We start from the raw sequence: 25,117 nt of genomic DNA, 5'->3' as shown, positions 1-25,117 counted from the left end.
CGGAGCTGTTCACCACGGCCATCACGGCTGCCTCAGTCCGTCCCGGTCGTCGCGGCCCCGGCCGGCCCGCCCGGCCGCGCGGCCCCGGCCCCTATCGGCGCCGCGAAAGCCCCGGCGTGGTCGGCGGCCCATGTGGCGTAGGACCGGGCGGGGCGACCGGTGATGGCCGACAAGGTGGCGTCCACCTCCCGCTTGGCACCGGCCCGTTGGCGCTCCGCACCCCGCAGCAGCGCCTGCGCCACCGCCTCGGGATACCGTCGCGACCACGCCGTGAGGGCGTCGTCGGGCGAGAGTTCCTCGAAGCGCAGTGGGGTGTCCAGCACGTGGGCGAGCAGGCTGGTCTGCTCGACGGCGGTGATCGCCTCGGGCCCGGTGAGCGTGTACGCCTGCCCGTGGTGTCCGCTCCCGGTGAGCGCCTCGACGGCGACATCGGCGATGTCGCGAGGATCGACGCACACGTTGGCCGATGCGCCGTACAACGCGCGCACCACCCCTTCGGAGCGTATGGCCGACGCCCACGACAGGGTGTTGGACATGAAGGAGCGCGGTCGCAGCATGGTCCACGCGATCCCACTCGAACGAAGCAGCTCTTCGTTGGTGCGTTGCCAGGACGTGATGAGGTCGTCGGCATCCGGCTCCTGGACAGCGGCCGCGGAGAGCTTCACTATGTGCTGAACTCCCGCGGCGCGGGCGGCCGCCAGGAACCGCGCGTCGTCGTCGCCCGTCACGCTGGTGGTGACGAGCAGGGCGCTGCGCACCCCGCGCAGGGCACGTTCGAGAGAGGTCCGGTCCGCGTAGTCGCCCTGGACGACCTCGGCGCGGGGGTGGATCGTGGTGACGCGGGACGGATTCCGCGTCAGGGCGCGTACGTCCCGGTCGGCGGGAAGGCGGTCGAGCACCAGCCGGCCGACGGTGCCGGTCGCTCCGGTTATGAGGATCACCGGCGACGGCCCTCGGGGACGCTGTTCGGGTCCACGTTTCCGGTCATGTTCTCTCCCAAAATGGCTGAGGAAGCGCCGCGCCCTGCGGATGGTTGACACTGTAAGATACGAACTTGACGGTTTTTTTGCATGGACCTCCGAAAGGTTCATAGACCCGGAGGGAGGACAGTGGCCAAACAGGACAGAGCAATCCGTACCCGACGGTCGATCCTCGAAGCTGCTGCCAAGGTGTTCGAGGAGCGCGGCTACCAGGCCGCCACCATCTCCGAGATCCTGAACGAGGCGGGCGTCACCAAGGGCGCGCTGTACTTCCACTTCCAGTCCAAGGAGCACTTGGCGCTGGGGCTGCTCGACGAGCAGGACGAGGGACTGACCGTTCCCTTCCGCCCGTGCAAGATCCAAGAAGTCGTCGACGTGATCGTGCTGTTCACCCACCGGCTGCAGACCAGCCAGATGGTGCGGGCCAGCGTGCATCTGACGCTGGACCAGCAGGCCTCGGGGCTCGATCGGACCGGGCCGTTCCTTGCCTGGGGCGAGATGATGCGCGGTCTGCTGCACGAGGCGCGGCAGCAGGGCGAACTCCTGCCGCACGTGGTGACGGACGAGACGGCCGACGTCCTGGTGGGCTCGTACGCCGGGATACAGGCGATGTCGCACGCGCTGAGCAGCTACCAGGATCTGGGGCAGCGAGTGACCACCCTGCTGCGGCACATTCTGCCGAGCGTAGTGATCTCCTCCGTGCTGACCTCCGTGGACATGTCCGCCGAGCGCGGCGCGCACGTCTACGCCGAGGCCAAGCGGAACCTGGCGCAGGCGCAGGCGGAAGCCAAGGAACGCGCCGCGAGCGAGCTGGCCTCGACCGCCGGCTGAGCCACGTACGACCGGCGCGGGGCCGTCGCCGTGACACCCCCCGGCTCCTCCGCGCGGACAGGTCCGCCGGGCCTCCGCCTCCCCACGGTCGAGCCCTCCACGGGTCTCCCACCGGAAGAAGACCTCCCTGCCTGTTACGGGCTGTACGCTGGTGCGAACAGTGTACGCACCCGGATCGGGGCGCGTGCGCTCGCACCGGGCGCCCGCCATGGCCCGCCCATAGAGGTGCGTACGGGACGAGTTCCGTACGCGGACGAGGAGGCCCGATGCCGAGCGACGACCAGCAGCCGATTCCGTCGGTGTGGACCCGGCCGCGGGGGCGGCGGGAACAGCCGGCGCTGAGCCGGGAACAGATCGTCGCGGAGGCCGTTCGCCTGCTGGATGCCGAGGGGATCGACGCCCTGAGCATGCGCAAGCTCGGCACCCGTCTCGATGCGGGAGCCACGTCGCTCTACCGGCACGTGGCCAACAAGGACGAGCTCATCGAGCTCGTGGTGGACGAGGTCTACGGCGAGCTCGAAGAACCGGACGCCGAGCAGTCGGCGCACTGGCGCGAGGCCACGACGGCGCGCGCCCACGGCGTGAGGGCGATGATCCTCCAACACCCGTGGATCGCCTCCCTGCTCGGCGAGGTCGGGGTGGCCTACCTCGGGCCCAATCTCATGCGGCTGTCGGATCGCATGATCGCGACGTTCGAGGAGGCCGGGTTCCCGCTGGACGAGTCGGACCACGCGGTGCGCGCCCTCTTCGCGTACGTCACGGGCACGGCGATCAGCGAGGCTGCCTGGCTGACCATGCTCGCCCGCGGCGGACAGACCGAACAGGAGTGGGTGGAGCGGCTGTGGCCCGCGGCCGAGCGGGCCGCCCAGGCCTATCCGCGGCTCCAGAAGGGGTACGCCGACCAGCGGGGCAGGGATCCGCGGACCAGCCGGGACACGAACTTCCTGTACGGCCTGGAGCGATTCCTGGACGGTCTCGAGGCGCGGCTCGGACGCACCGGGGATTCGACCGGGCAGGGGGCGAACCAGACCTCGACGCCGACCGGCGCCGACGGCTCACCCCCCTCCCCCCGGCCATAGAAAACCGCACGAACGGTTTGGTAGTCTCGGTTCCGCTGACCGGGTACGCCATGGCGCCTTGCGTCCGCGCGCCCCGGTACCGGGGCGCGCGCGTGTTCCGGCTGCACACGACGACGGTCCGCCGTATCGGGCGAAGACGGCTACCCCTGCGCAGTAATGGAGCGCCTTGATGGCCAGACAGGAACGCGCGGTACGCACGCGCAACACGTTGATCGAGTCCGCCGCCGAGCTGTTCGACCGGGAGGGGTTCGAGACGGCGTCACTCGCCACCATCAGCTCCCGGGCGGGTGTGAGCAATGGCGCGTTGCACTTCCACTTCGCCAGCAAGGCCGCGCTGGCGGGGGCGGTGTGGGAGACGGCGGCGCAGCGGCTGTGGCAGATCACCGACGGGGCTCCGGCCCAGGAATGCCCCTTGCAGTTACTCATCGACGCCAGCCACGCCCTGGTGCGCGGCTTCCACCAGGACGTGGTGCTGCGGGCCGGGTTCGGCCTCGGCGGCAGCCCGGAGTCGACCGGCGTGAGCGGCGATCTGCACCGCACGTGGCAGGACTGGGTGGAGGCGGTGTTCGCGCGGGCCCGCCGTGAGGGGGCGCTGGCGCCGGACGTGTCCACCGAGGACGCGGCGCCTGCTGTGGTGGCCGCGGTGACCGGGTTCGAGGCGCTGGGCGGCGACGACGCGCAGTGGCTGTCCGCGGCCACGCTGACCGCCTTCTGGGAGCTGCTGCTTCCGCGTCTCGCGCAGGAGTCCGCCCTCGACCGCCTCATGGCCTCGGGCACCGCGTCGGGCGCTCCCGCGGGAGCGCCGCGTGTGGCCGCCGGGCGCCCGGTCACCTCCCCTGCGGCACCGGGAAGTTCGGCCGAGCACCCCCTCCCCCGGCCGCTCTCGCTGACCGGGGCGGTGGGATCACCGGGGGGTACGGCTCCGTCGCGGCGCTAGCGGCCGCTCAGCCCGTTGCCGCCAGGAAATCGTGCTCGGGGGCGCCGGCCCTCGCTCCGATCGCCACGACCTCGCCGAGGGCTTGGGCGGGCGCGGGGGCCGCCAGGCACGGCATGACCAGCCGCCAGAAACCGGCGAGCGAGGCCGGGGAGACCCAGCGGGGATCCTTGCGGCCGAGCAGACCGAAGCCGGTGGTCGCCGCGACGATGGTGGCGACCATGGCCGTCAGGTCCACATGCTCGACGAGCAGCCGCTCGTCGCGCGCCTCCGTCAGCAACTGCCGTACGCACGCCTGCCATTCCTGACGCAGGTCCACCCGGCTGAGCCGGGCGGTGTCGCCGCTCAGCCGCAGGCCGGCGCGCGACACGACGTCGCGATGCAGCTGGTCGGCCAAGGCCTGCGAGGTCCGGGTCAGCCGCTGCAGGGCGTTCATACCGGGGCGTTGGGCGAGCCGGCCGGCCCGCCGCAGGCTCGCGGCCGCGGTGGTCTCCACCGCGGCGGCCACCGCCGCCTTGTTCTCGAAGTGGAAGTGGAGGGCACCCAGGCTGACGCCCGCGTTGGTACTGATGTCGGCCAGCCTGGCCTGGACGTATCCGTGCCGCTCGAAGGACTCGGCCGCCGAGCGGATCAGCGACTGACGGGTGCGCACGGCACGTTCCTGTTTCATACCGGTGGCTCCTCGGGCTGGACTGCAGTGGAGTTATCAAACCAGCTTCGCGGTTTTTTAACCAGCTCCTGGAGGCCCGCTGTCGCCGCACCGCTTCCGCGCGGGACGGACGACTTCCGTCTTGTCGCGGGAAGGGGCAACTAGAGCGCCGACTATTGGGCACTCTCCCTAACGGGTCATCCCGCCCCGGACTCGGGTCATGCCCGCTCAGGACGTGTGAGCGGCTCGCGGCGAAGTGAGCCGGCGCCCTCGTGTCCGCGGTGATGGCCGCCCGGGTGTGCCCACCGCAGGGGCGAACGGGACCAGGGCAGCGTGGAGCCACCGCGCGTCGCGTCCGCGGCGCGGCAGTCGAGGTAGCGGAGAGCGATGATGAGCGGCACAGGACTCGCCGGGCGAAGCCAGATCCGCCGTCTGGCCCTGTTCGGTGTGAAGGGTGTGGTCACCCGCTGCCGGGATTTCGCCGCCGACGCCCTGGACGACTGGGGGTGGACCTCGACCGCCGACGCGGCGGATGCCGAGCGGGTGGACGATGTGCTGCTTCTGGTCTCCGAGGTCGTCACCAATGCCTGCCTGCACGCCGGTGGCCCCCGCGAACTCGTCCTGCGTCACGCCGACGGCCGCCTGCGGGCCGAGGTGAGCGACAGCAGCCACGCCGTTCCCACGCGCCGCCCCCACGTGCCCTCGATGCCCGGCGGACACGGCCTGATGATGCTGGACCGGCTCGCGGGCAGCTGGGGCTCGGTGCCCTCGGCGGCGGGCAAGACGGTGTGGCTGGAGATGGCCCTGCCCTCTCACGGATCCCGGACGGGGCCGCCCGGTTAGCGTCAGCCCTCGGTGAGGAGGCCGGTGCGCAGTCGGTTCGTGATCTGGGCCAGCAGGCGGGAGACGTGCATCTGCGAGAGCCCCACTCTGTCGCCGATCTCCGCCTGGGTCAGTTCGTCGACGAAGCGCAGCGAGAGGATCGTGCGCTCGCGGTCGGTGAGGGCCGTGATGAGTGGCTTGAGGGAGTCGAGGCACTCGATGACGTCGAACGAGGGGTCCTCCCTTCCCAGGGTGCGCATGACGGCGGTGGCTCCGCTGTCGTCGTCGGTGAGGTCGAGCGAGCGGGCCGTGTACGCATTGGACGCCCGCTCTCCCTCGGCCACTTCGGCTTCGGTGATCCGCAGGTGGGCGGCGAGTTCCGCCGTCGTGGGCGGTCTGCCCAGCTCCTGTCCGAGTGCGTCGCAGGCCCCCGCCAGCCGCAGACGCAGTTCCTGTAGCCGGCGCGGTACCTGCACGGCCCAGCTGGTGTCACGGAAGAACCGCTTCATCTCTCCGGTGATCGTGGGGAGGGCGAACGAGGCGAAATCGACGCCGCGGGACACGTCGAACCGGTTGATCGACTTGATGAGGCCGATGGTGCCGACCTGGAAGATGTCCTGGGCCGGCTCGGCTCGGTTGCGGAAGCGGCGCGCGGCGAACCTGACCAGGCTGAGATTGAGTTCCACCAGGGTGTTGCGCACGCAGGCGTACTCCGGCGTGCCCTCGTCGAGCTCGGCCAGCCGCCCGAACAGGGTTTCCGAGAGGGTCCGGGCGTCCTGGGTGCTGAGGTCCTGGGGGCGTGGCACGTCGGGGATGTCTCCGAGCGCCCGGCGCCTGACGAGGGACGTCGGCCCGTACGGCGGTGGTGCTGGGCGAACCTGTCCGGCCATGGGCATGAGCGGACTCCTTCGACGGAGGCGGGGGCCCGGCCCGCCGTATGGCGGGGGCCCGTCGTCCGAGCGCTGCCACCACTTTATGCCCGATTGGCGGAGTTTGGTGCCGAATGCGGTTCAGCCGGCGTATCCCGGGGCGCGCGATGCGCATGAATGGTGGGCAGGTAGCGCAGCGCGTGCGACGGGGCCGCTGGTTCAGCCTGGCGGACGGGCCGGGTGTGGTGGCGCAGTGCCGAGATCTCACCCGTCAGGTGCTCGACGAGTGGTTCGGGGCGCCCGGACCCGAGCACGGCACGACGGTCGCGGACACGCTGCTCCTGGTGTCCGAAGTGGTCACCAACGCGTGCGTGCACGGCGGTGAGCCGTACGAACTCCACCTCGACCGCCGCGGCGGCAGGCTCTGGGTGGCCGTGAGCGACCGCAGCCAGGACCGGCCCCGCCCGGACGGCCCGCACCGTCCGGCCCGCGCCTCCGGTCACGGCCTCCACCTGTTGCAGAAGCTCTCCGCGGCGTGGGGCTGGATGCCGCGCGGGCAGGGCAAGACCGTGTGGTTCGAGATGCGCGTCGCGGGCACGGCGGCAGGGGCCGCGGGCCCGCACGGGCCCGGCTGAGCACGCCGGGGCGCCGACGCTTCGGGTGGAGACGGGTCTCACCGGTGTACTCCTCGCGCCCTTCCCCCACCCCGGCCCCTGTTGCACCTGCCGCTCACCGGGTAGGCGTAGATCATGACCATCAGCGCGCACCGAAGCCCCGCCCTCCCGGTTACCCGTGGTGAGCTGTCCGCGGGCCTCGTCGGCTATCTGCGCGGCGCGACGACCCGGCTCCCCGACAAGAGCGCCGTCGACCGCGCGGCACCGTACGGCGACGATCTCCAGCTCGCCCTGTACGCCGGCTACGAGCTGCACTACCGGGGCTTCGACGGCGTGGGCGACGCGTACGAGTGGGACCCCGGGCTGATCGCGCTGCGCGGCCTGATGGAGAGCCGTTTCCTCGACGCGCTGCGCCAGGACGCCACGCGGGACCACGATGTCGACGACGCCTTCGCCGAACTTCTCGTCGAGCCGGTCCACGGCACCGGCGTGTCCCACTTCCTCCAGGACGGGGGTGAGCTGTGGCAGCTGCGCGAGTACGCGGTCCAGCGTTCGCTCTACCACCTCAAGGAAGCCGATCCGCATGCCTGGGTACTGCCGCGGCTGTGGGGCCGGGCGAAGGCGGGCATGGCGGCGGTCGAGTTCGACGAGTGGGGCGGCGGCCGCGCCGAGCGGGTGCACGCCCGGCTCTTCGCGGACCTGATGGAGGACCTGGGGCTCGACCCGGCGTACGGACGCTATGTGGACGCCGCGTCGTCCGAGATGCTGGCCACGGTGAACCTCATGTCGCTCCTCGGGCTCCGCCGCGGGCTGCGCGGGGCGCTGCTCGGTCATTTCGCCACGCTGGAGGTCACCTCCTCGCCGTCCTCGCGACGCATGGCCCTCGCGATGAAGCGCGCCGGCGGAGGCCCGGCCGCGGAGTTCTTCTACACCGAGCACGTGGAGGCCGACGCGGTGCACGAACAGGTCGTGCGGCACGAGGTGATCGGCGGCCTTCTGGAGCAGGAGCCGGAGCTCGCCGCGGACGTCGTGTTCGGCATCGACGCCACCGTGTTCCTCGAGGACCGGTTCGGGGACCATCTGCTGGGGCACTGGAAGGCCCGGAACTCCTCACTGCGGACCCCGCTCCCCCAGTAGCCCCAAGGGATTATTCCGCTAAACACATATTCGCGCGGATCTATCACGAATTGCCGGGTACTCGGGAGACGTGACTCTCATCGCTCTCCCCGGCGTCTACGACCCGCAGGACGACACCGACCTGCTGGCCGACGCGTTGCACGACGAAGCGGTGCCCGAGGGCGCCGAGGTTCTGGACATCGGTACCGGCACCGGCGCGCTCGCCCTCGCGGCCGCCCGTCTCGGCGCCCGGGTCACCGCGGTCGACATCTCCAGGCGTGCGGTGATCAGCACCCGCCTCAACGCACGCCTGGCAGGTCTGCCCGTCCGGGTCGTGCGCGGCGATCTCCTCTCCCCCCTCGTGGGGCGCGCCTACGACCTCATCCTGAGCAACCCGCCCTATGTTCCCGCCCTCTCCCCCACCGTCCCCGAGCGCGGCGCCGCCCGAGCCTGGGACGCCGGGCACGACGGGCGCCTGCTGCTGGGCCGCATCTGCCGGGAGGCTCCCCGGCTGCTGCGTCCCGGGGGCGTCCTCCTGATCGTGCATTCGGCACTCAGCGACCCGCAGGCGACCCTTCTCGAACTGCGGGAGCAGGGACTGAAGGCGGCGGTGGCCGGCCGGCGGTCCATCCCGTTCGGACCGGTCCTGCGTTCCCGCCGTGCCTGGCTGGTGGAACAGGGGCTGATCAGCGACGACGACACGATGGAAGAGCTGGTGGTCATCCGTGCCGAACGACCCGTCTGACGCCACCCGGCGCGTTCACATGCAGCGCGAAGGGCCGCTGCTCGTCGAGGGCCCCGTGGAGGTGGTCCTGGAGGACGGCACCACGGCCGTCTCGGAGCGTTGCATGGTGGCCCTGTGCACCTGCCGTCGCAGCCGGCGCTATCCGTGGTGCGACACCAGCCACCGGCGCCGCAGCCAGGAGTGAGACGACATGAAGCCCAGCCTTCGGGCCCGGTGTCCGGGCCGCGCCGCGTGAGGCGCCGGCCTGCGGCGGCGGACCGTCCCGGCCCCGCGGCGTTACCGCCACTGCACCGGGTCGCCCTGGGCGCCGTCGGCCCGGAGGACGTCGTCTTCGACGGCTCCGGGCGCGTCCTGACCGGCGTGAGCGACGGACGGATACTGCGCATCACCCTTCCCGCGCTCGGCCGCGGGGCCGAGATCGAGGAGGTCGGCCTCACCCACGGACGGCCGCTCGGGCTCGAAGTCCTGCCCGACGGGCGCCTGTTGGTGTGCGACGCGCAACGGGGGCTGCTCAGGCTCGACCCGGACGGGCCGCGCGGGTCCGGGGCGGAGGTGCTCGCCGATCGCGTGGCCGGGGCGCCCCTGCGGTTCTGCAGCAATGCGACGGCGGCCGCCGACGGCACGGTCTACTTCACGGTTTCCAGCCGCCGTCACGGACTCGACGACTGGCTGTCCGACATCCTGGAGCACGAGCCGTCCGGCCTCCTGGTGCGACTGGCGCCCGGCGGCGAACCCCAAGTGCTCCTGGACGGACTGCAGTTCGCGAACGGGGTGGCGCTCGCACCCGACGCATCACACGTGATCGTGGCCGAGACCGGCGCCTGCCGTCTCACCCGGCTGTGGCTCACCGGTCCCGGCGCGGGCCGCCGGGACACCCCGGCCGACGCCCTGCCGGGGTTCCCGGACAATGTGTCCCGCGGCACGGGCGGAGGATGGTGGGTCGCACTCGCCGGGCCGCGAACACCTGCACTGGAGTGGCTGCACCGTGCCGCCCCCCGCGTCCGCCGGACCGTGGCCGCGGCCGCCCGGCGGCTGCCGGCGCCGCCGGCCTCCGGCGCCCGTGTGATCGAGGTCGACGAACACGACCGGATCGTGCGTGAACTGCACGGCGCCGGGCGGCGGTTCCGCATGACGACGTCGGTCGCAGAGCGCGACGGGCGCCTGGTCATGGGCAGCCTCCGGGAGAACTGCATCGCTTGGTGCGACCTGTCCACGGCGCCCTGAGTCACGCCGCCGTGCCCACATCGCCGCACCTCCACCACCGTGCCCACCGTGCCGGAGCCACCGCCGTCCTGGCGCTCCTCACCGAGAACGGCGTGTTCGGCGCGCGGGCCCGGGGTACGCGCGCAGTGCGGTCGTCCTGACCCGGGCCGGCATCGCCGAGTCCTCGCCGCCCGTTGATGGCCGGCCCTTCATGACGGCTCAGCCGTCGAACCGCCTCCCGATTGCGGAGCGACTGGCGGCGGCACAAGGTGAAGGTGATGTCCGGTCACCGGGACAGCCAAGGAGACGACATGCCCAGCGGATCCAGCCCGAAGCGGGAACGTCAGTACGAGCACATCAAGGAGAGCGCCGAGGACAGGGGCGAGAGTACGAAGCGCGCCAAGGAGATTGCCGCACGGACCGTCAACAAGGAGCGGGCTCGATCGGGTGAGTCCAAGACCGCGAGCAGGAGTTCCACCAAGGACATGTCCTCGTCCAGGCGCGGGGGCCTGCGCTCGCGCAGCGGAGCGCAGGGCCAGACCTACGACCAGCTCTACGCCGAGGCCCAGCGCCGCAACATCCACGGCCGCTCCGGCATGGACAAGGCGCAGCTGCGGCGCGCGCTCAACGGACAGTAGGCGGGGCGCGGCTCGGGCCCGTCACGGCGAAACCTGCCGGGCCGCACGCCGGCCGGCGAAGAGTCCGGCCGAGGCTCCGTCGCACCCCGGTGGCGCGCCTCACCCGAAGCACCCCCGGACGTACGCCATGTGAGTCAATGAGGGGTGGGTGGGTGCGCGCGCCCGGTCCGGCGGCCTCGGTGCCGGACGGCATGGTGATGCCATGCACTCGCCTCAGCCGTCCGGGACTTCCTCCCGGCCCGTCTCCCTGTCCCGACGCGGTTTCACCGTCGGCGCGGCCACGGCCGTCGCCGCCGTCGCGGCGACTCCCGCAACGGCCGCGCCCGCGACCTCGGTCGCCGCCACGGCCACGGCATCCGGCCTGGCCCCCGCCGCATCCGCGTCGCTGTCGCAGCGCTGTCTCGCCGTCGCGCACGCCCTGCTGATGCGGGGCCCCGACGGCCGCGACCTCGTCCCGTCCTATCGCCAGGTCCTGGTGGGCAGCGGACTTCCCAGGTCGGCGGCTCCCCGCAAGAAGGTCCTGGTGGTGGGGGCCGGTCCCGCGGGACTGGTCGCCGCCCTGCTGCTGCGTCGCGCCGGTCACGAGGTCACGCTCGTGGAGGCGAACGGCAACCGCGCGGGCGGGAGGATCAAGACCTTCAGGACCGGTGGCCACGAGCACGCCGAGCAGCCGTTCGCCGACCCGCGCCAGTACGCGGAGGCCGGCGCCATGCGGATTCCGGGGAGCCATCCCCTGGTCATGGCTCTCATCGATCGTCTGGGAGTGGCGCGGCAGAGGTTCCGGCTGGTCGATCAGAACGCCGACGACAGCCCCGCGCTGCGAACCTGGATCCATGTCAACGGCCTGCGGGTCCGGCGGGCCGACTACGCGCGCGGTCCGCGACGGGTGAACCGCTCGTTCGGTGTGCCCCCCGCGTTGTGGGACGTTCCCTCCGGCAAGATCCTGAGCGACGCCCTGGCACCGGTGCGGGACGAGTTCAGCACGGTCGGTCCCGACGGGCGCCGCGTGGACAAGCCGGCCGAGGAGATGGTGGCCGGGTGGGCGCGCGTCGTCGAACGCTTCGGTGACTGGTCGATGCGCCGCTTCCTGAGCGAGTACGCCAAGCTCGACGACGCCACCATCGATTTGATCGGCTGCCTGGAGGACCTCACCTCACGCCTCCCGCTCTCCTTCATCCACAGCTTCCTCGACGCGGCGCTCATCAGCCCCGACACGGCGTTCTGGGAGCTTCGCGGCGGCACCGCGGCGCTGCCCGACGCCCTGCTCAAGGAGGTCGGCGACTGCATCCACTTCGACCGCCGCGTCACCAGGATCGAGTACTGGGACCCGGCACGGCCCCACACCGACACACCTCATGTGAGCGCCGACGGACCGCACGTGTGGATCGACACGGTGTCCGAGGGCCGCGAAGGCGCGCCGGTGCGCGAGCAGTTCAGCGCCGACCTCGCCATCCTCACCGTGCCGTTCTCGGGGCTGCGGCACATCCAGGTCGCACCCCTCATGTCGTACGGCAAGCGCAGGGCCGTCACCGAGCTCCACTACGACAGCGCCACGAAGGTGCTTCTCGAGTTCAGCCGGCGCTGGTGGGAGTTCGGCGAGGAGGACTGGAAGCGGGAACTCGCCACGATCGGGCCGGGGTTGTACGACTCCTACCGCAGGGGCCTGGCCCCCGACGACGGCAGCCTGCTCGGCCGGCACGACTCGGTCACCGGTGAGCGCCTCTCCGGCAGTCAGCGCGCCTACTACGCCGCGTACCGCTCCGTGACCCGTGACCAGCCGGGAGCCGTGGGCAGCTTCGGCGGGGGCTCGGTGAGCGACAACCCCAACCGCTTCACCTTCAACCCGTCCCACCCCGTGGCCGGCAGCCAGGGCGGCGTCGTGCTCGCTTCCTACACCTGGGCCGACGACGCGATGCGCTGGGACTCCTTCGACGACGACGCCCGCTACCCCCACGCCCTGGCTGGGCTCCAGGAGATCTACGGTCAACGAATCGAGATCTTCTACACCGGCGCGGGCCGGACCCAGAGCTGGGCGCGCGACCCGTACGCCTATGGCGAGGCCTCCGTGCTCCTGCCCGGCCAGCACACCGAACTGTTCCCCGACATCGCCACCCCGGAGGGCCCGCTCCACTTCGCCGGGGACCACACGTCCTTGAAGCCGGCCTGGATCGAGGGAGCCCTGGAATCGGCGGTGCGCGCGGCGCTCGAAGTGCATTCCGGGCGCTGACGTCACGTCAGGGGAGTTCGGCGCACGGCCCGAACTCCCCTGATTCACAGGCCAGTCGGGCAGCACATCAGCGTCGCACTTGACGGACCTTCGGCCGTCTACCGCGCGTCGGGCTCGTCGAGGAACCGGTGCAGTACAGCCACTTCCTCCTGGAGGCGCGCGGCGTGGCCGGCGTGTGCCGGGGTGGTCAACTGGGCCGCTGCCGCGAGACGTTCGGCGATTTCCGCGCGGACGATGTCGGCCGTCTCGGGCTCGGTCAGCTCACGCCGTGCCGCTTCGGTGACACCGACGCCGACGGGCGAATCCTCGACCGCCACGCCGCGCAGCTCCTCCGCGCCGACCGGCACCGCCTCGGCGTTGTCCAACGCCGCCAGCGTCGAACGCAGCGCGCTCACAGCGGCCTTGTCGCGGGCGCGCATGGCTTCGGGCAGGGCTTGACGCAGACGTACTCGCAGGGACATGGCCCGACCCTACGGGCGGGGCCTCGGCCACCGCAACGGACATCTCGGCCCCGAGCGCTCCGCCCGGAACCTGCCTTGCCGCGCCGGTGATCACGGGTTAGGGTCCGCGGGCACGTGTCGGGGGATCACAGCAGGCGGGGGACATGACAGAAGGTAGCGGCGAGCCGGTCGAGGACGGGCGCCCGGCGGTTCAGGCCGTGGCGGCGATAGCCGCGGTGGCGGCGCTCTGCGGAGGTCTGTGGTGGGTGTCGTCCGGGGACGGCGCCTCGCGGCCGCAGGGCCTGTCGAAACCCGCCGCGTGCGAGAGCGAGAAGCCCGGGAGGACGCACGGCGCGGCCGATGCGAAGGTCGTGTCCGGCGCTCAGCTCTGCACCGCGCTCAACCGCCCCGACCTGGCCGAACTCCTCGGCACACCGGGGCAGATCGCGAAGTCGGCGAGCGGTGGTGACGGCTCGATGAAGCTCCTGGGCACGGACATCGCCACCCCTTCGGCCCAGGTCCAGTTCGAGACGTACACCGTGGCGCTCGCGGCCACCTACGACCGGCTTCCGGTGGCCGGGTCGGCCGTGCACCTGGGGAGCGGTGCACAACCGCGGACGGTACTGGACCGCCCCGCCGTCCTCTACTCGAGCCACACCATCAGCATCCGCTTCCGTGTCGACGGGACCGACTCCTCCACCGGTCCCGGGGTCCCGACGCGTGTGCTGTCCGTGGCCCAGGACGCCAAGGACAGCGGCGGCTCGTTCGAGGTCACCCTGTTCCGCGAGGACGGCACGGTCCCGGACGAAGCGGTGCTGCTGCGCGTCGCCGAGAAGGTGCTGCCGTCGGTCCCGAGGTGGGTGGCCAACGGCTGACCGCACGCAGGGAGTGTCGGCGAGCGGAGCCGGTCGTTGGGCAGCGCATGTTCTCCACGCGTACCTCCCTCGCCGCCGTAGTCCTCGCCCTGTGCGCCTGTCTGTCGCCGGCCGGCCCGGCCGCTGCCCGCACCCCCTCCCCCGCTGCCGACGACAACTGCGCCGGCATCGGCGTGCATGTCGGGCTCTGCCAGGTGCTCGCCGAACACCACGTGCTCAGCGGCAACAACCCGCAGCTCGGCAGCCATCCCTGAGCGATGCGGCCCGGGTCGGTGGGGTACGCCCCGTGCGGGACGCGCTGTCCGGCCCCCGGGTGAGGGCCGGCCCCGCCGTCGTGCACGGCGGGGCCGGGAACGGCACGCGGGACGTGCTCAGCTTCCCGTGGCCGCCGGCAGGGCGAAGGCGAGCGGGTGGCGGACCGTTTCGGGGCCGCGGACCCTGGTGCCGAAGACCACCAGCTCGCACGCGTTCACGGCACGGCAGTCGATGGAGCGGCCGTCGATGGCGGTGAACGTCGCCGACAGGGTCACCGTCTCGTCCACGCGCCCGGTGTCGGACGTGGCCGGCGGCCTCGACCGGGGGCGGCAGCCAAGGGTATCGGCGGCGCCGGTGACACACTCCATGATCAGGACGTGGTACTGCGGTTCGTAGCGCTTGCCTGTCGCCCGCACCGCCTGGCCGTCCACCAGGCCTGTGTCCGGGTTCACCTTCACGGTGGGCGGCGCCTCCAGGTCCCCGTGCGGGGCGAAGCGCAGCGGGACGGTGGTCAGGAGCGCCCCGTTGTTGTCGGTGAGGGCCAGCGAGCACGGGTTGGCCGACGACGCGGTCCTGCAGTCGAACGACCCTGCCGTGGTGGCGAGTTGGGCGTACAGCTTCTTCGGAGAGAGCTGGTACGTGCCGTCGGGGTACACGCGGAACTGGCGGCCGGTGTCGTCGTCACAGGTGGTCGCGGAGGCCGAGGGAGCGCACTCCTTGACCCATACGTAGTCCTTCGGCGGGCCGCCCGCGATGGTGAACGTGACGATGTCGCCGTCCCGCAGGCCGGTGGTCCGGCTCACCGTCAGCCGCGGTCCCGCGGCCGCGGCGGTGAGCTGGTGCGCGACCGGCGCCGCACCCGGGGTCATCAGCGTCCACGGGCCCCATCCTCCGCCGGGCAGCGCCTGATAGGTCTCCCACGTGCGGTCGCGGTTCCATTCCCGGGCCGTCACGTGCAGCCTGCCGTCGGCGAGTTGCTCCACGGTGCCGGGCTGGCCGAGGCCGACGTCCTGGCCGGGGACCGGGCCGGTGGCCAGCACCGGGCCCCAGCCGGATCCGGCGCTCTGCTGGTGGCGCACCTCCATGGTGCTGCCGTTCCCCGCGCCGGAGGCGAACGCGTCGATGCTGCCGTCGCGTTCCTTGAACAGGACGACTCCACCGTGGTACGGGGCCGGGGCGAGCCCGAACGCGTCGGGGACGCTCCAGCCGCTCGCACCGGCGTTCTCGACGGAGTGGCAGAACGTGCCGTAGGTGGAGAACAGCAGCTCCAGGCCGCCCGCGGAGTTCTCCATCGCGGCGATGGAGTAGCTCTTGGGGCCGACGGTCGCCGCGCTCACGCGCCGCCATGCCCCGTACGCGCCGCCCGGCGCGGCCTGTTCGCGATGCCAGACGAAGGGCAAGCCCCTGGTCGCCGTGGCGTCGTAGAAGAGCTGGAACTGTGCGATCCGGCCGTCCGCCCGGTCCACCGAGACCAGGCTGTCGGAGACGGGCGAGCTCGCGAGACCTTGTGCGCCGGTGTCCGCGCCGCATGCCGTGGAGGCGGCCGCGACCGTGGCGGGCGCCGTCCGTACGGCCGGCGTGGCCTGTGCGGCCTGCGCCGCCGCGGGCATCCCCGCCAGCCCGGCACAGGCGATCGCCAGCGCGACCGTGCCGCGACCGAGCGCCCCGCCCCTCTTTTCCCGCAACCCGCTTCTTCGTATGCGCATCTGCTCCCGCCCTTTCGATGGCCCCACCCGGCAGGGGAGCATCCTCTCGGCGCGGACGGGCCAGGACCAGCTCGCAAACCGGCCAGCGTCACCCACGAGATCAGGCCGACACCACCGAAGCCCCGGCCACGGGGCGCGGCGGGGCGTCAGGGACGGCCGCTGTCGTCCGGGTCCGCGGCGCCGCGGGGCCGGTCGGCACGGTGCGCCTCGTCCTGGGCGAGAAGGCCGAGCAGGGAGGCCACGGTGAGCCCGGCCTCCGCCTCGGCGGGGTGACGCAGGATCTTTCCCGGCTCGATGCGGTAGGTATTGCCCCGTCCTTCACGGGCGTGGGACAGGAAGCCGCTCTGCTCCAGATCGGAAATGATCTTCTGCACGGCGCGCTCCGTGAGCCTGCAGTGCGCGGCGATGTCCCGGATCCTCGCGTTCTGGTTCTCCGCGATGGTCGCGAGCACGCGCGCGTGGTTGGTGATGAACGTCCATCCGGTATGAGGCTGCCGCGCGTCTCCCATGGCCGCATCGTAGGCCCGCGGATTCATGTTCAGGAATACCGGAACGAGACTTCATGTATCGCTTGACGTGTGTTGTCCTTGCGCGCGACCCTGTTCGCGAGAGGAACTGCCTTAGTGCGCAGGGGAGATGGCCATGCCGCACGGTGAATCGCCCGAATCCGGGCAGCCCGGGGCTTGCGGGCGGCGGCCAGGCCGAACGGGTCCGGCGCAGCTGTCCGGGGTGACGGTCTTCAGCCGCCCCGACGGCGATCGCGTGGTGGTCAGCGTGTGCGGAGAGCTCGACCTCGGCGCGGATCAGAGACTGCGGCAGATCCTGCGGCCCGCTCCCTCCGGGCCGGACGACGGCGTCCAACTGGACCTCGACGGAGTCGAGTTCTGCGACTGCTCCGCCCTCAGGCTCCTGCTGAACCTCAAGGAGCAGGCCCTGCCCGAATCCGTCCCGGTGGCGGCGCCGGCCGAGGCCGTGGCCCCGCACGGGGCCACGGCTCGACGCGCCACCACCCCGGCGGACGATCCCAGCGCCGAACTGCGCAGGGAACTGGAGCAGTTGCGCCGGGCGATGCAGAGCCGGGGAACCATCGACCTGGCGCGCGGCATCCTCATGGCCGCCTTCGCCGTCAGCGCCGACGACGCGTGGAAGGTGCTGGTCGCCACCTCTCAGCACACCAACATCAAGTTGCGCAGCCTGGCCGAACAGGTGGTGGAGTCCGCCGCGGGCACGCCGTTGCCCGAGGGAGTGAGGGAACGGCTGTGCGTCGCGGTCGCCAAGGCATCGGCCGGCTCCTCACGCCGCGGCGAGAACGGAAGCGCCCGCACCACGGCTCCCGCGGAAGGCCGCTGACCGGCCGACGCGGACAAGGGCCCGCCGGGCCACGGGCGTTCAGGTCCCGTCCGCTCCCCGGGCGCGTGACGCGTGACGCCCGGGGTCCGTCGCGGCCCGGTCGCCTCACGAGGGAGGCACCCCCGGGGGCTCCGTCGGGTACATCCGGGTGCGGACCACGTCGAAGAGGTGGGCGATCTCCTGCTCCGTCAGGCCCGCGGCGGCCGCTTCCCGCATCCAGTCGGCCAGCCGCGCGAGCAGCGGCGAGTCGGGGTCGTCGCCGGGTGCGGCGAGGGAGCGGGTGATGAAGGTGCCCGCGCCCTGCCGCACCTCGACGTGTCCGGCCCGCTCCAGCTCGCGGTAGGCCTTGAGCGTGGTGTTGGGGTTGACCTTCGTGTCGGCGGCGACCTGCGCCGCGGTGGGCAGCCGGTCGCCCTCGCTCAGCGCACCCATGCGCAGGGCCTGCTCCACCTGGTGCACGATCTGGAGGTACGCGGGCACGCCGCTGCGGCGCTCTATGCGGAACACGACCATCGCACCCGCCTCCTTCCCCTCACCTTGGTGACTCCCGGGTGCACGGCCGGCCGCGCGGTGCCCGCCGGCGGGCGCGTCGCGATCATACGGATCTCCGCACGGCTACAGCGCCTGGCGGCGCGCGCGCCACACGGCCAGGACCACCATGAGCGCGGCGGCGCCGAGCAGCAGCCCCGATGCCGTCCACTGGATCGTGGCCATCTGGTCGTCGCCGAAGTAGTCCCACACCGAGTGGACGATCCCGAGCCTGGCTCGGCAGGCGTCCGGTGCGGCATCGTCCACACACGTGCCCCAGCCGTAGACCTTGCCGGAGGCGGTGCCGACCCACTGGTCGATCTCGACGCCGTGGCTGAGCACCGCGGGATGCTCACCGCCGAGCGGGCCGGCGGTCCGTCGCGGGGTGGCGAGCCGGGTCCTGAGGTGGTCGGCGACGAGCAGCGCGGCGGCCGAGGTGAAGAAGGTGACGACCATCGCGGCGACCGCCCGCCGGATCAGCACGCCGATCAGGATGCCCAGGGATGTCGTGAACACCGTGAGGGCGATCAGCATGGGGAAGGTGTTGTCGAAGACCGTGGCGTCGAGCCACGAAGTGCCGATGACGGACCGCACGGACCGCCACCACCAGCCGAACACCCCGCCCAGGATGCCGGTGGTCACCACGGCGAGGGTGAGCGCGAAGCCCAGTTTCCACAGCACCCAGCGCATCCGGGGCACCGACTGGGTGGAGACGAGCCGGGCGGTGCCGTGCTCGTGGTCGGACGCGATGAGGGGGGCGCCGACGAACACACCGAACAGGAACGGCAGATACGCCAGGTATGCGGCGACGCGGGCGAACGACGTGCCGATGCGGTGCGGGGCTCCGCCCATGTCGTCGCGTGGCTTCGCGGGCCAGCCCGCCGCGTGCAGGGCGTCCAGCGCGACGGACCGCTCGTGCACCATCCAGAGCGCGCCGATGAGGGTCGCCGCGGCGCAGGCGATGAGCACCGCCCGGTGCTGACGCACCATCAGCCAGGCGAGGCCGCGCACCCGTCGGCGTTCGGTGTACGTGACGTCCTGCGGGGCGGGGCCGCGGGTGAGGGTGCTCATGCCACGCGCTCCTCTCGGTGGCCGGGGACGGCGGTCGGGGAGAGCAGCGCGGGTGCCTCCGGGTGGCGGAGATAGCCGAGCAGCACCTCTTCGAGGCTGGGTTCCGTGAGCTGCCAGGCGGAGCCGAGGGGTCCTTCGTGGCGGACCAGGGCGGTGAACTGCCGCCCCGCGACGCGGACGTCGATGACCGTGTGCGCGTCGAGCGCGTCGGGCAGGCCGCCGTCCACCGTGACCCCGGTGACCAGGGTGTGCAGCGGTACCAGCTCGTCGGTGTCGCCGGCCATGCGGACGCGGCCGCCCGCCATCACCAGGAGGTAGTCGCATGTGTGCTCGAGGTCGGCGAGCAGATGGGAGGACATCACCACGGTGGTGCCGCGATCGGCCACCTCCGACATGAGCAGCGAGGCGATCTCGTCGCGGGCCAGCGGGTCGAGGTCGGACATCGGCTCGTCCAGGAGCAGGAGGTCGGGGCGCTTGCCGAAGGCGAGCGCGAACGCGACCCGGGTGCGCTGGCCGCCGGAGAGGCTGCCGATCCGGGCACCCGGCGACAGCCGTCCCTCCCGCACGATCCGCTCGGCCGCGGCCTGGTCCCAGCCGGGGTTGAGCTCCTGGCCCATGCGCAGGCACTCCGCCACGGTGAACCGCTTGAACAGCGGCTTGTCCTGGCCGAGGTAGGCGTAGCGGGGCATCACGGACGGGTCACCGACCGGCCGTCCGAAGATCCGCAACTCGCCGCGCGTCGGCTCGACGAGGCGGGCGGCGAGCCCCAACAGGGTGCTTTTTCCTGCCCCGTTGGGCCCCACCAGGCCGCAGACGCGGCCTGCCGGGATCCGGAAGGACTCCTCCCGCAGGGCCCACCCCCGACGGTACTTCTTCCCGAGCCCGCGGGCCTCCAGGGCCCATTGGTCCTCGCTTTCACCCTTGCCCCTGCCGGATACGACTGTGCCGCTCATGCTCCCCCTCCCGACCAATTCCATTAGTCAACTAGTGGAATCATGGTGTCTGCGGCGCGAGCCTGTCAATGTCCGCAGGGAGCCGGGCGAGATGTCTCTTGGCATGGACCGGTCATACCTGCGAAGCTTCCCCCCAGCTGTCGCCCTGCCCCGGGGAGACACAGGAAGGCATCTCACCTCAGCGATCGTGCACGCGACGCACACCGTCCGCGGTCGCCCTGCGGCGCACCCAAGCCGGCGGGCGGCCATCGAGCAGGCCGGAAACCCGGCCCCCTCCAAGGAGTTCCGTGTGAGACCCACCCCCCACAAGTCCCTCGCGGCGACCGCCTTCGCGGTCGCCGCGCTGGCTGCCGTCTCTCTGCCCGCCACCCCGGCGTCGGCCGCTCCGGCCCCGGCGGCGCGTACCGCCGCGGCCTGCACCCCGACGCAGGTCGTCGCCAACGGCGGTTTCGAGAGCGGTACTTCACCATGGACCCAGTCGTCCACCAGCGTGATCACCAACCGTGCGGGCGAGAGCGCGCACGGCGGCACCCACTTCGCCTGGCTCGACGGCGTCGGCAGCACACACACCGACACGCTCTCCCAGAGCGTCACGATCCCCTCGGGATGCAGCTCCGCGAAGCTCACCTTCTGGCTGCACATCGACACCGCGGAGACCACGTCGTCGACGGCGTACGACAAGCTCACGGCGAAGATCGGCAGCACGACGCTGGCGACGTACTCGAACCTCGACAAGAACACCGGCTACGTACAGAAGTCCATCGACGTGTCGGGATTCGCGGGACAGACCGTGAGTCTCGCCTTCACCGGCACGGAGGACTCCAGCCTCCAGACGAGCTTCGTCCTCGACGACCTCGCACTCGACACCTCCGGTGGCACGACCCCGCCCGGTGACTCGACCCGCACCCCGGCCGCGCCCTCGTACACCGTCAGCCTCAGCAGCAACACGAGCGGCACCAACTGGACCGGACACGAGAGCGCGACCTTCACCAACGCCTCCGCCACCGCGCTGAGCGAGGTGTACCTGAGGCTGTGGGACAACTACCACGGCTCCTGCTCCGCCATGCCCATCACGGTCACCAACGTGACCGGCGGGACCGCGGGCGACCTCTCCGTGGCCTGCACCGCCCTCAAGGTCACCCTTCCCGCGCCGCTCCCCCAGGGCCAGTCGGCCACCATCGGCTTCGACCTCGGCATCGCCGTGCCGAGCGGCGCCGACCGCTTCGGCGCCGACGGGGCGTTCAACAACATCGGCAACGCCCTGCCCGTCCTCGCCGTCCGTGACGCCGCGGGCTGGCACCTGGATCCGTACACCAACAACGGCGAGGCGTTCTACTCGTTGGCCGCCGACTTCAAGGTGACCCTGGACCACCCCAACGGCCTGCTCGTCCCGGCCACCGGCACATCGGTCGACACCCCCGGCTCCAGCGGGCGCACCGTGACCACGGCCACCGCCTCCAAGGTCCGCGACTTCGCCTGGGCGGCCGGCCCGTTCAGCAAGATCTCCGGCACCTCACCGGCCGGCACCGCCATCAACATCTACTCGGTCTCGGGCATCAGCTCCTCCAGCGCACAGTCGATGCTGTCCACCGCGAAGTCCGCCGTGGACACCCACGCGGCCCGGTTCGGCGCCTACCCCTACGGCGAGCTGGACGCGGTGATCGACAACAACTACTGGTTCGGTGGCATGGAATACCCCGGATTCGTCCTCGACCTGGTCTCCACCACGGCCCTGACGCACGAGATAGGCCACCAGTGGTGGTACGGGATCGTCGGCGACGACGAGTACAACAACCCGTGGCTCGACGAGGCGTTCGCGGACTACTCCACCGACCTGGCACAGAACCAGACCGGCACCAACTGCTGGAACAGCGTCTCGTGGGCCTCGTCCGCCGAGAAGATCACCAACTCGATGGCGTACTGGGACGCGCACTCCTCGCGGTACTCGACGGTCGTCTACGGCTACGGCAAGTGCGCCCTGCACGACCTGCGCCGCGTCCTCGGTGACAGCGTCATGGCCAAACTCCTCAAGGACTACGCCACGTCGCACTGGTACGGCGTCTCGACCACGGCCGAGTTCAAGGCGGCCGCCCAGGCGGCCACCAGCACGGACCTGACCTCGTTCTGGACCCAGCACCGCATCGACGGCTGACACCACCCCGCACCGGCCCGCCGCGCAGGACACCGCACACCGCGCGTCCTTCGCGGCGGGCACGGCGAGCGGCCGCGCCCCGGGCGGAACGCGGGGCCCCTCACCGTCCGCCGTGTGCGGGGCGCCCCGGGCCGGGCCGCGACGGCGGCACACCGCGCTCGAGGACGTACGCCATGGTGTACGGGGCCTCGTAGCGGGTGATCCGTTCCCTGCCCGGCGTCTCTAGGCACCCCCGGCCCGGCGGAACGCCACACCTCCGAAATGTGATCTGCTTCACAAAGCCGCCCGAAGGGGCCCCGCTGTCGTAGGCCCGCTCCGACGGTCCCCGCCGGCCAAGGGACGCACGACCTGCGATTCCCCCATTTGTTTGCGTGAATGCCCCGTCATACGCTCGGGGGATGGGTGCCGTACCTGAGCCGCACGCGGGCTGGACGTTTCTGACGAACCACGCCCGCGTCCTGGCGGCGATCGCCGACGACCCCTCGACCCGCATACGTGACATCGCGGCCCACTGCAGACTCACCGAGCGTGCCGTGCAGCGGATCATCGCCGATCTGGAAGAGACGGGCCACCTCTCCCACACCCGGCACGGCCGCTCCAACACGTACCGCATCGAGCCGGGCGCCCCCCTGCGCCATCCCGCCGAGGCCGGTCTTCCCGTGGCCACCCTGCTCGCGCTCCTGGCCAGGCACGACGAGCGGCGCGACGAGCGGCCCCGCTCCCGGCACTCCGACTCCGATTCCGGCCGGGAACCGGGGACGCGGACCGGTCGGCCCCACTGACGGCCCTGTTCCCATGCGGCACGGGGTCCTCCCCGTGCGGGCGCATCGCGGTCACCCACCGTGTTCGCCGTGATTCTCCGCCCCCACATGGTCTGCCAATCGGACCGGACGGGGAGAAGATGGTGAAGGCGCTGGGACAGGAGTGAGGCACCGGACAGGCGGACGAAGGGCCGACGATGAACGCATCCGAGGTTTTCGGGGAGCGGCTCGGCCCCGTGCGCGTCGACGCGTCCGAGCCCGGCGGTCTGCTGGACGTGCTGGGCGTCGCCGCCATCGTGCTGGACGAGGGCGGACGGATCACCCTGTGGAGCCCGCAGGCCCAGGAACTGTTCGGCTGGGACGCTCAGGAAGCCCTCGGCCACTCCGCCGCCAAGCTGCTGGTCTCCGAGGAGCAGCGCCCTCTCGTCCTGGACCTGTTCGCCCGGGTGATGAGCGGCGGCGGAACGTGGGCGGGCGTCTTCCCCATCCGGCACAAGGACGGCCGTACGCGCATGGTGGAGTTCCGCAACATGCGGCTCCAGGACGAGCACGGCAGCCTGTACGCGCTGGGCATCGCCACCGACGAGCCGACGGTGCGCGCCGTCGAGCGGGACCTCGCGCTGTCGGTGCGCCTGGTGTCCCAGTCGCCGATCGGTCTCGCGGTGCTCGACACCGATCTGCGCTACGTGCTGGTCAACCCCACCCTGGCCCGCATCAACGGCGTCCCCGCCGACGAGCACATGGGGCGGACGGTCCACGACGCCCTGCCGTTCCTCGACACCGCCTCCATCGAGTCCGCGATGCGCCGGGTCCTGGAGACCGGCGTGCCCCTGCTCGACCAGACCGCGATCGGCCGGACACCCGACGACACGACCGAGCACGCCTGGAACGTGTCGTACTACCGCCTCGAAGACTCCGCGGCGCGCGTCCTCGGCGTCGCGATCTCGATCGTGGACGTCAGCGAGCAGTACCACGCGGCGAACGAGGCCGCCGAGGCGCGCAGGCGCCTGGACCTGATCGCCCGCGCCTCGGTCCGCATAGGGACCACGCTGGATCTCAGCCGTACCGCCCATGAACTCGCGGATCTCGTGGTGACCGACTTCGCCGACATCGCCGCCGTGGACCTCCTCGACTCCGTCCTGGACGGCCGCGGCGCCGGCGAGGACGCCGAGTCGGGGCCCGTGGCGATCCGGGCCCTGGCGGTCGCGTCGGCCTACCCCACCGACGCGCTCCAGGCCGCCGACACGCCGGGCAACATCGCGAAGTACAACGCGGAGCGCCTGGTCACCCGGTGTGTCACCACCGCACGGCCGGTCCTGGTCAGTCACGTCGGCGCGGGCGACCTCAAGAACATCGCCCGCGACGAGGAAGCCGCGCGGCTGCTGGCCCGCGCCGGACTCCACTCCTACCTGGCGGTCCCGCTGATCGCGCGCGGCGAAGTCCTGGGCGCCCTCGACCTGAAGCGGGCCCGCAACCCGCAGCCCTTCACCCACGACGACGCCGTCCTGGCCCTCGAACTCGCCACCCGGGCCGCCGTCTGCATCGACAACGCCCGCTGGTTCCAGCAGCAGCGCCACGCCGCCCTCGCCCTCCAGCGCCACCTCCTGCCCCGTCAACCGCCCCAGCCCACCGGGCTCGACGTGGCTTACCGCTACCAGCCCGCGGCGGCGATCGGCGAGGCCGGTGGCGACTGGTTCGACGCCATCCCGGTGGCGGGGGACAAGACGGCCCTGGTGGTCGGCGACGTCATGGGTCACGGCATCAACGCCGCCGCCACCATGGGCCAATTGCGCACCGCCACCCGTACCCTGGCCGGCCTCGACCTCGACCCGGCCGATGTCCTGCACCACCTCGACCGGATCACCTCCGAGCTGGAGGAGACCACGGCCACCTGTGTGTACGCCGTCTACGACCCCCACCGCACCGAGTGCCGCATCGCCCTCGCCGGACACCTGCCGCCCATCTGGGACCGGCCGGGCCGCGCCCCGCGTTTCCTTCAGCTGCCGACCGGGGCGCCCCTCGGCGTCGGCGGCGTGCCCTTCCGGGCCACCACCGTCGACTGCGCGCCCGGTGACCGGCTGGTCCTCTACACCGATGGCCTGGTGGAGACCCGAGACCAGCCCATCGACGACCGGCTGCGCGCCCTGCTCGACGCGCTGACCCACCACCGGCTGCCGCTCGAAGCGACCTGCGACCGGCTCCTTGCCGCACTGCCGCCGCCCCAGCGCCACGACGACATCGCCCTGCTGATCGCCCAGGTCACTCCGTCACGCCGTGCGAACTGACGCTCCGTCGTTCACGCCACGACAGGGGTGTACG

The 25,117-nt window shown here is 71.8% G+C and carries 26 protein-coding genes; 17 read left to right on the top strand and 9 right to left on the bottom strand.

What is annotated here, in order from left to right; translation table 11 throughout:
- Window positions 1-32: 32 nt before the first annotated feature.
- Window positions 33-941 carry an NAD(P)H-binding protein gene (locus tag OG432_RS33345; protein WP_328314687.1) on the bottom strand — a complete coding sequence of 303 codons (909 nt, stop codon included), beginning with the start codon at window positions 939-941 and terminating at the stop codon, window positions 33-35.
- Window positions 942-1,109: 168 nt separating this feature from the next.
- On the opposite strand from OG432_RS33345, the gene OG432_RS33340 reads away from it, so the two are divergent.
- The 3 genes from OG432_RS33340 (at window position 1,110) to OG432_RS33330 (ending at window position 3,827) form a co-directional block, all read left to right on the top strand.
- On the top strand, window positions 1,110-1,811 hold the full coding sequence (locus tag OG432_RS33340; protein ID WP_328314686.1) for a ScbR family autoregulator-binding transcription factor: 702 nt from the start codon (window positions 1,110-1,112) through the stop codon (window positions 1,809-1,811).
- A gap of 266 nt (window positions 1,812-2,077) precedes the next feature.
- Window positions 2,078-2,890: a TetR/AcrR family transcriptional regulator gene (locus tag OG432_RS33335; RefSeq protein WP_328314685.1), complete on the top strand. Its 813-nt coding sequence runs from the start codon at window positions 2,078-2,080 to the stop codon at window positions 2,888-2,890.
- Between the two features lie 169 nt (window positions 2,891-3,059).
- Entirely contained in the window at window positions 3,060-3,827 is a 768-nt protein-coding gene (locus OG432_RS33330) for a ScbR family autoregulator-binding transcription factor (protein WP_328314684.1), read from the top strand.
- A 7-nt stretch (window positions 3,828-3,834) separates the two neighbouring features.
- On the opposite strand, the gene OG432_RS33325 is transcribed toward OG432_RS33330, so the two are convergent.
- Window positions 3,835-4,494, bottom strand: a complete 660-nt coding sequence (locus OG432_RS33325) for a ScbR family autoregulator-binding transcription factor (protein ID WP_328314683.1) — start codon at window positions 4,492-4,494, stop codon at window positions 3,835-3,837.
- A 369-nt stretch (window positions 4,495-4,863) separates the two neighbouring features.
- Between OG432_RS33325 and OG432_RS33320 the strand changes: the two genes are divergently transcribed.
- Window positions 4,864-5,316, top strand: a complete 453-nt coding sequence (locus OG432_RS33320; protein ID WP_328314682.1) for an ATP-binding protein — start codon at window positions 4,864-4,866, stop codon at window positions 5,314-5,316.
- Between the two features lie 2 nt (window positions 5,317-5,318).
- Here the strand turns inward: OG432_RS33320 and OG432_RS33315 are convergent, their stop codons facing one another.
- Window positions 5,319-6,191 (bottom strand): SigB/SigF/SigG family RNA polymerase sigma factor, encoded by an 873-nt coding sequence (locus OG432_RS33315; protein ID WP_328314681.1) that lies wholly within the window; start codon window positions 6,189-6,191, stop codon window positions 5,319-5,321.
- Window positions 6,192-6,364: 173 nt separating this feature from the next.
- Between OG432_RS33315 and OG432_RS33310 the strand changes: the two genes are divergently transcribed.
- The 7 genes from OG432_RS33310 (at window position 6,365) to OG432_RS33280 (ending at window position 12,707) form a co-directional block, all read left to right on the top strand.
- Window positions 6,365-6,799 carry an ATP-binding protein gene (locus OG432_RS33310; protein ID WP_328314680.1) on the top strand — a complete coding sequence of 145 codons (435 nt, stop codon included), beginning with the start codon at window positions 6,365-6,367 and terminating at the stop codon, window positions 6,797-6,799.
- A gap of 114 nt (window positions 6,800-6,913) precedes the next feature.
- A complete protein-coding gene (locus tag OG432_RS33305; protein WP_328314679.1) occupies window positions 6,914-7,915 on the top strand; it encodes an iron-containing redox enzyme family protein in 1,002 nt (333 codons plus the stop codon).
- A gap of 70 nt (window positions 7,916-7,985) precedes the next feature.
- Window positions 7,986-8,639: a HemK2/MTQ2 family protein methyltransferase gene (locus tag OG432_RS33300; protein ID WP_328314678.1), complete on the top strand. Its 654-nt coding sequence runs from the start codon at window positions 7,986-7,988 to the stop codon at window positions 8,637-8,639.
- Window positions 8,620-8,823, top strand: coding sequence for a CDGSH iron-sulfur domain-containing protein (locus OG432_RS33295; RefSeq protein ID WP_328314677.1), 204 nt, complete (start codon window positions 8,620-8,622; stop codon window positions 8,821-8,823). Before OG432_RS33300 ends, OG432_RS33295 begins: the two co-directional genes overlap by 20 nt.
- 47 nt (window positions 8,824-8,870) lie before the next feature.
- Entirely contained in the window at window positions 8,871-9,863 is a 993-nt protein-coding gene (locus OG432_RS33290) for an SMP-30/gluconolactonase/LRE family protein (RefSeq protein ID WP_328314676.1), read from the top strand.
- A 290-nt stretch (window positions 9,864-10,153) separates the two neighbouring features.
- On the top strand, window positions 10,154-10,480 hold the full coding sequence (locus tag OG432_RS33285; protein ID WP_328314675.1) for a plasmid stabilization protein: 327 nt from the start codon (window positions 10,154-10,156) through the stop codon (window positions 10,478-10,480).
- Window positions 10,481-10,682: 202 nt separating this feature from the next.
- Window positions 10,683-12,707 carry a flavin monoamine oxidase family protein gene (locus tag OG432_RS33280; RefSeq protein ID WP_328314674.1) on the top strand — a complete coding sequence of 675 codons (2,025 nt, stop codon included), beginning with the start codon at window positions 10,683-10,685 and terminating at the stop codon, window positions 12,705-12,707.
- Window positions 12,708-12,805: 98 nt separating this feature from the next.
- Here OG432_RS33280 and OG432_RS33275 read toward each other — a convergent pair whose 3' ends face one another.
- On the bottom strand, window positions 12,806-13,126 hold the full coding sequence (locus OG432_RS33275) for a hypothetical protein (protein ID WP_328315347.1): 321 nt from the start codon (window positions 13,124-13,126) through the stop codon (window positions 12,806-12,808).
- 185 nt (window positions 13,127-13,311) lie between these two features.
- Here OG432_RS33275 and OG432_RS33270 point away from each other — a divergent pair, with 185 nt between their 5' ends.
- A complete protein-coding gene (locus tag OG432_RS33270) occupies window positions 13,312-14,022 on the top strand; it encodes a DUF6215 domain-containing protein (RefSeq protein WP_328314673.1) in 711 nt (236 codons plus the stop codon).
- 47 nt (window positions 14,023-14,069) lie between these two features.
- Window positions 14,070-14,276 (top strand): hypothetical protein, encoded by a 207-nt coding sequence (locus tag OG432_RS33265; protein ID WP_328314672.1) that lies wholly within the window; start codon window positions 14,070-14,072, stop codon window positions 14,274-14,276.
- A gap of 117 nt (window positions 14,277-14,393) precedes the next feature.
- Here the strand turns inward: OG432_RS33265 and OG432_RS33260 are convergent, their stop codons facing one another.
- Window positions 14,394-15,983 carry a neocarzinostatin apoprotein domain-containing protein gene (locus OG432_RS33260; RefSeq protein WP_328314671.1) on the bottom strand — a complete coding sequence of 530 codons (1,590 nt, stop codon included), beginning with the start codon at window positions 15,981-15,983 and terminating at the stop codon, window positions 14,394-14,396.
- A gap of 146 nt (window positions 15,984-16,129) precedes the next feature.
- The gene (locus OG432_RS33255; protein WP_328314670.1) at window positions 16,130-16,492 is read right to left on the bottom strand and encodes an ArsR family transcriptional regulator; all 363 of its coding nucleotides are present in this window, start codon (window positions 16,490-16,492) and stop codon (window positions 16,130-16,132) included.
- Between the two features lie 220 nt (window positions 16,493-16,712).
- On the opposite strand from OG432_RS33255, the gene OG432_RS33250 reads away from it, so the two are divergent.
- Window positions 16,713-17,333 carry an ANTAR domain-containing protein gene (locus OG432_RS33250; protein ID WP_328314669.1) on the top strand — a complete coding sequence of 207 codons (621 nt, stop codon included), beginning with the start codon at window positions 16,713-16,715 and terminating at the stop codon, window positions 17,331-17,333.
- A 105-nt stretch (window positions 17,334-17,438) separates the two neighbouring features.
- On the opposite strand, the gene OG432_RS33245 is transcribed toward OG432_RS33250, so the two are convergent.
- The 3 genes from OG432_RS33245 to OG432_RS33235 all read right to left on the bottom strand — a co-directional run bounded on the left by OG432_RS33245 (window position 17,439) and on the right by OG432_RS33235 (window position 19,885).
- Window positions 17,439-17,846, bottom strand: a complete 408-nt coding sequence (locus OG432_RS33245) for a GntR family transcriptional regulator (RefSeq protein ID WP_328314668.1) — start codon at window positions 17,844-17,846, stop codon at window positions 17,439-17,441.
- 102 nt (window positions 17,847-17,948) lie between these two features.
- Window positions 17,949-18,932, bottom strand: coding sequence for an ABC transporter permease (locus OG432_RS33240; RefSeq protein ID WP_328314667.1), 984 nt, complete (start codon window positions 18,930-18,932; stop codon window positions 17,949-17,951).
- Window positions 18,929-19,885 (bottom strand): ABC transporter ATP-binding protein, encoded by a 957-nt coding sequence (locus tag OG432_RS33235; protein ID WP_328314666.1) that lies wholly within the window; start codon window positions 19,883-19,885, stop codon window positions 18,929-18,931. The genes OG432_RS33240 and OG432_RS33235 overlap by 4 nt, the downstream gene beginning before the upstream one ends.
- Before the next feature lie 289 nt (window positions 19,886-20,174).
- Here OG432_RS33235 and OG432_RS33230 point away from each other — a divergent pair, with 289 nt between their 5' ends.
- From OG432_RS33230 to OG432_RS33220, 3 genes are all read left to right on the top strand, one after another.
- Window positions 20,175-22,037, top strand: coding sequence for a M1 family aminopeptidase (locus OG432_RS33230; protein WP_328314665.1), 1,863 nt, complete (start codon window positions 20,175-20,177; stop codon window positions 22,035-22,037).
- 398 nt (window positions 22,038-22,435) lie between these two features.
- On the top strand, window positions 22,436-22,819 hold the full coding sequence (locus OG432_RS33225; RefSeq protein ID WP_328314664.1) for a helix-turn-helix transcriptional regulator: 384 nt from the start codon (window positions 22,436-22,438) through the stop codon (window positions 22,817-22,819).
- 176 nt (window positions 22,820-22,995) lie between these two features.
- Window positions 22,996-25,083 carry a SpoIIE family protein phosphatase gene (locus tag OG432_RS33220; protein ID WP_328314663.1) on the top strand — a complete coding sequence of 696 codons (2,088 nt, stop codon included), beginning with the start codon at window positions 22,996-22,998 and terminating at the stop codon, window positions 25,081-25,083.
- The last annotated feature ends 34 nt before the right edge of the window (window positions 25,084-25,117 follow it).

Origin of the sequence: Streptomyces sp. NBC_00442 (genome assembly GCF_036014195.1) — a bacterium.
Classification (GTDB): Bacteria; Actinomycetota; Actinomycetes; order Streptomycetales; family Streptomycetaceae; genus Streptomyces.
The sequence above is the reverse complement of the archived record's forward strand: the minus strand, read 5'-3'. Positions and strand labels throughout refer to the sequence as shown.

What these genes read in the sequence shown, in the direction of transcription:
- OG432_RS33335 (WP_328314685.1), top strand. Translation starts at nt 2,078, where the DNA reads ATGCCGAGCGACGACCAGCAGCCGATTCCGTCGGTGTGGACCCGGCCG.
- OG432_RS33330 (WP_328314684.1), top strand. Translation starts at nt 3,060, where the DNA reads ATGGCCAGACAGGAACGCGCGGTACGCACGCGCAACACGTTGATCGAG.
- OG432_RS33325 (WP_328314683.1), bottom strand. Translation starts at nt 4,494, where the DNA reads ATGAAACAGGAACGTGCCGTGCGCACCCGTCAGTCGCTGATCCGCTCG.
- OG432_RS33320 (WP_328314682.1), top strand. Translation starts at nt 4,864, where the DNA reads ATGAGCGGCACAGGACTCGCCGGGCGAAGCCAGATCCGCCGTCTGGCC.
- OG432_RS33315 (WP_328314681.1), bottom strand. Translation starts at nt 6,191, where the DNA reads ATGCCCATGGCCGGACAGGTTCGCCCAGCACCACCGCCGTACGGGCCG.
- OG432_RS33305 (WP_328314679.1), top strand. Translation starts at nt 6,914, where the DNA reads ATGACCATCAGCGCGCACCGAAGCCCCGCCCTCCCGGTTACCCGTGGT.
- OG432_RS33285 (WP_328314675.1), top strand. Translation starts at nt 10,154, where the DNA reads ATGCCCAGCGGATCCAGCCCGAAGCGGGAACGTCAGTACGAGCACATC.
- OG432_RS33280 (WP_328314674.1), top strand. Translation starts at nt 10,683, where the DNA reads ATGCACTCGCCTCAGCCGTCCGGGACTTCCTCCCGGCCCGTCTCCCTG.
- OG432_RS33275 (WP_328315347.1), bottom strand. Translation starts at nt 13,126, where the DNA reads ATGCGCGCCCGCGACAAGGCCGCTGTGAGCGCGCTGCGTTCGACGCTG.
- OG432_RS33270 (WP_328314673.1), top strand. Translation starts at nt 13,312, where the DNA reads ATGACAGAAGGTAGCGGCGAGCCGGTCGAGGACGGGCGCCCGGCGGTT.
- OG432_RS33265 (WP_328314672.1), top strand. Translation starts at nt 14,070, where the DNA reads ATGTTCTCCACGCGTACCTCCCTCGCCGCCGTAGTCCTCGCCCTGTGC.
- OG432_RS33260 (WP_328314671.1), bottom strand. Translation starts at nt 15,983, where the DNA reads ATGCGCATACGAAGAAGCGGGTTGCGGGAAAAGAGGGGCGGGGCGCTC.
- OG432_RS33255 (WP_328314670.1), bottom strand. Translation starts at nt 16,492, where the DNA reads ATGGGAGACGCGCGGCAGCCTCATACCGGATGGACGTTCATCACCAAC.
- OG432_RS33245 (WP_328314668.1), bottom strand. Translation starts at nt 17,846, where the DNA reads ATGGTCGTGTTCCGCATAGAGCGCCGCAGCGGCGTGCCCGCGTACCTC.
- OG432_RS33240 (WP_328314667.1), bottom strand. Translation starts at nt 18,932, where the DNA reads ATGAGCACCCTCACCCGCGGCCCCGCCCCGCAGGACGTCACGTACACC.
- OG432_RS33235 (WP_328314666.1), bottom strand. Translation starts at nt 19,885, where the DNA reads ATGAGCGGCACAGTCGTATCCGGCAGGGGCAAGGGTGAAAGCGAGGAC.
- OG432_RS33225 (WP_328314664.1), top strand. Translation starts at nt 22,436, where the DNA reads ATGGGTGCCGTACCTGAGCCGCACGCGGGCTGGACGTTTCTGACGAAC.
- OG432_RS33220 (WP_328314663.1), top strand. Translation starts at nt 22,996, where the DNA reads ATGAACGCATCCGAGGTTTTCGGGGAGCGGCTCGGCCCCGTGCGCGTC.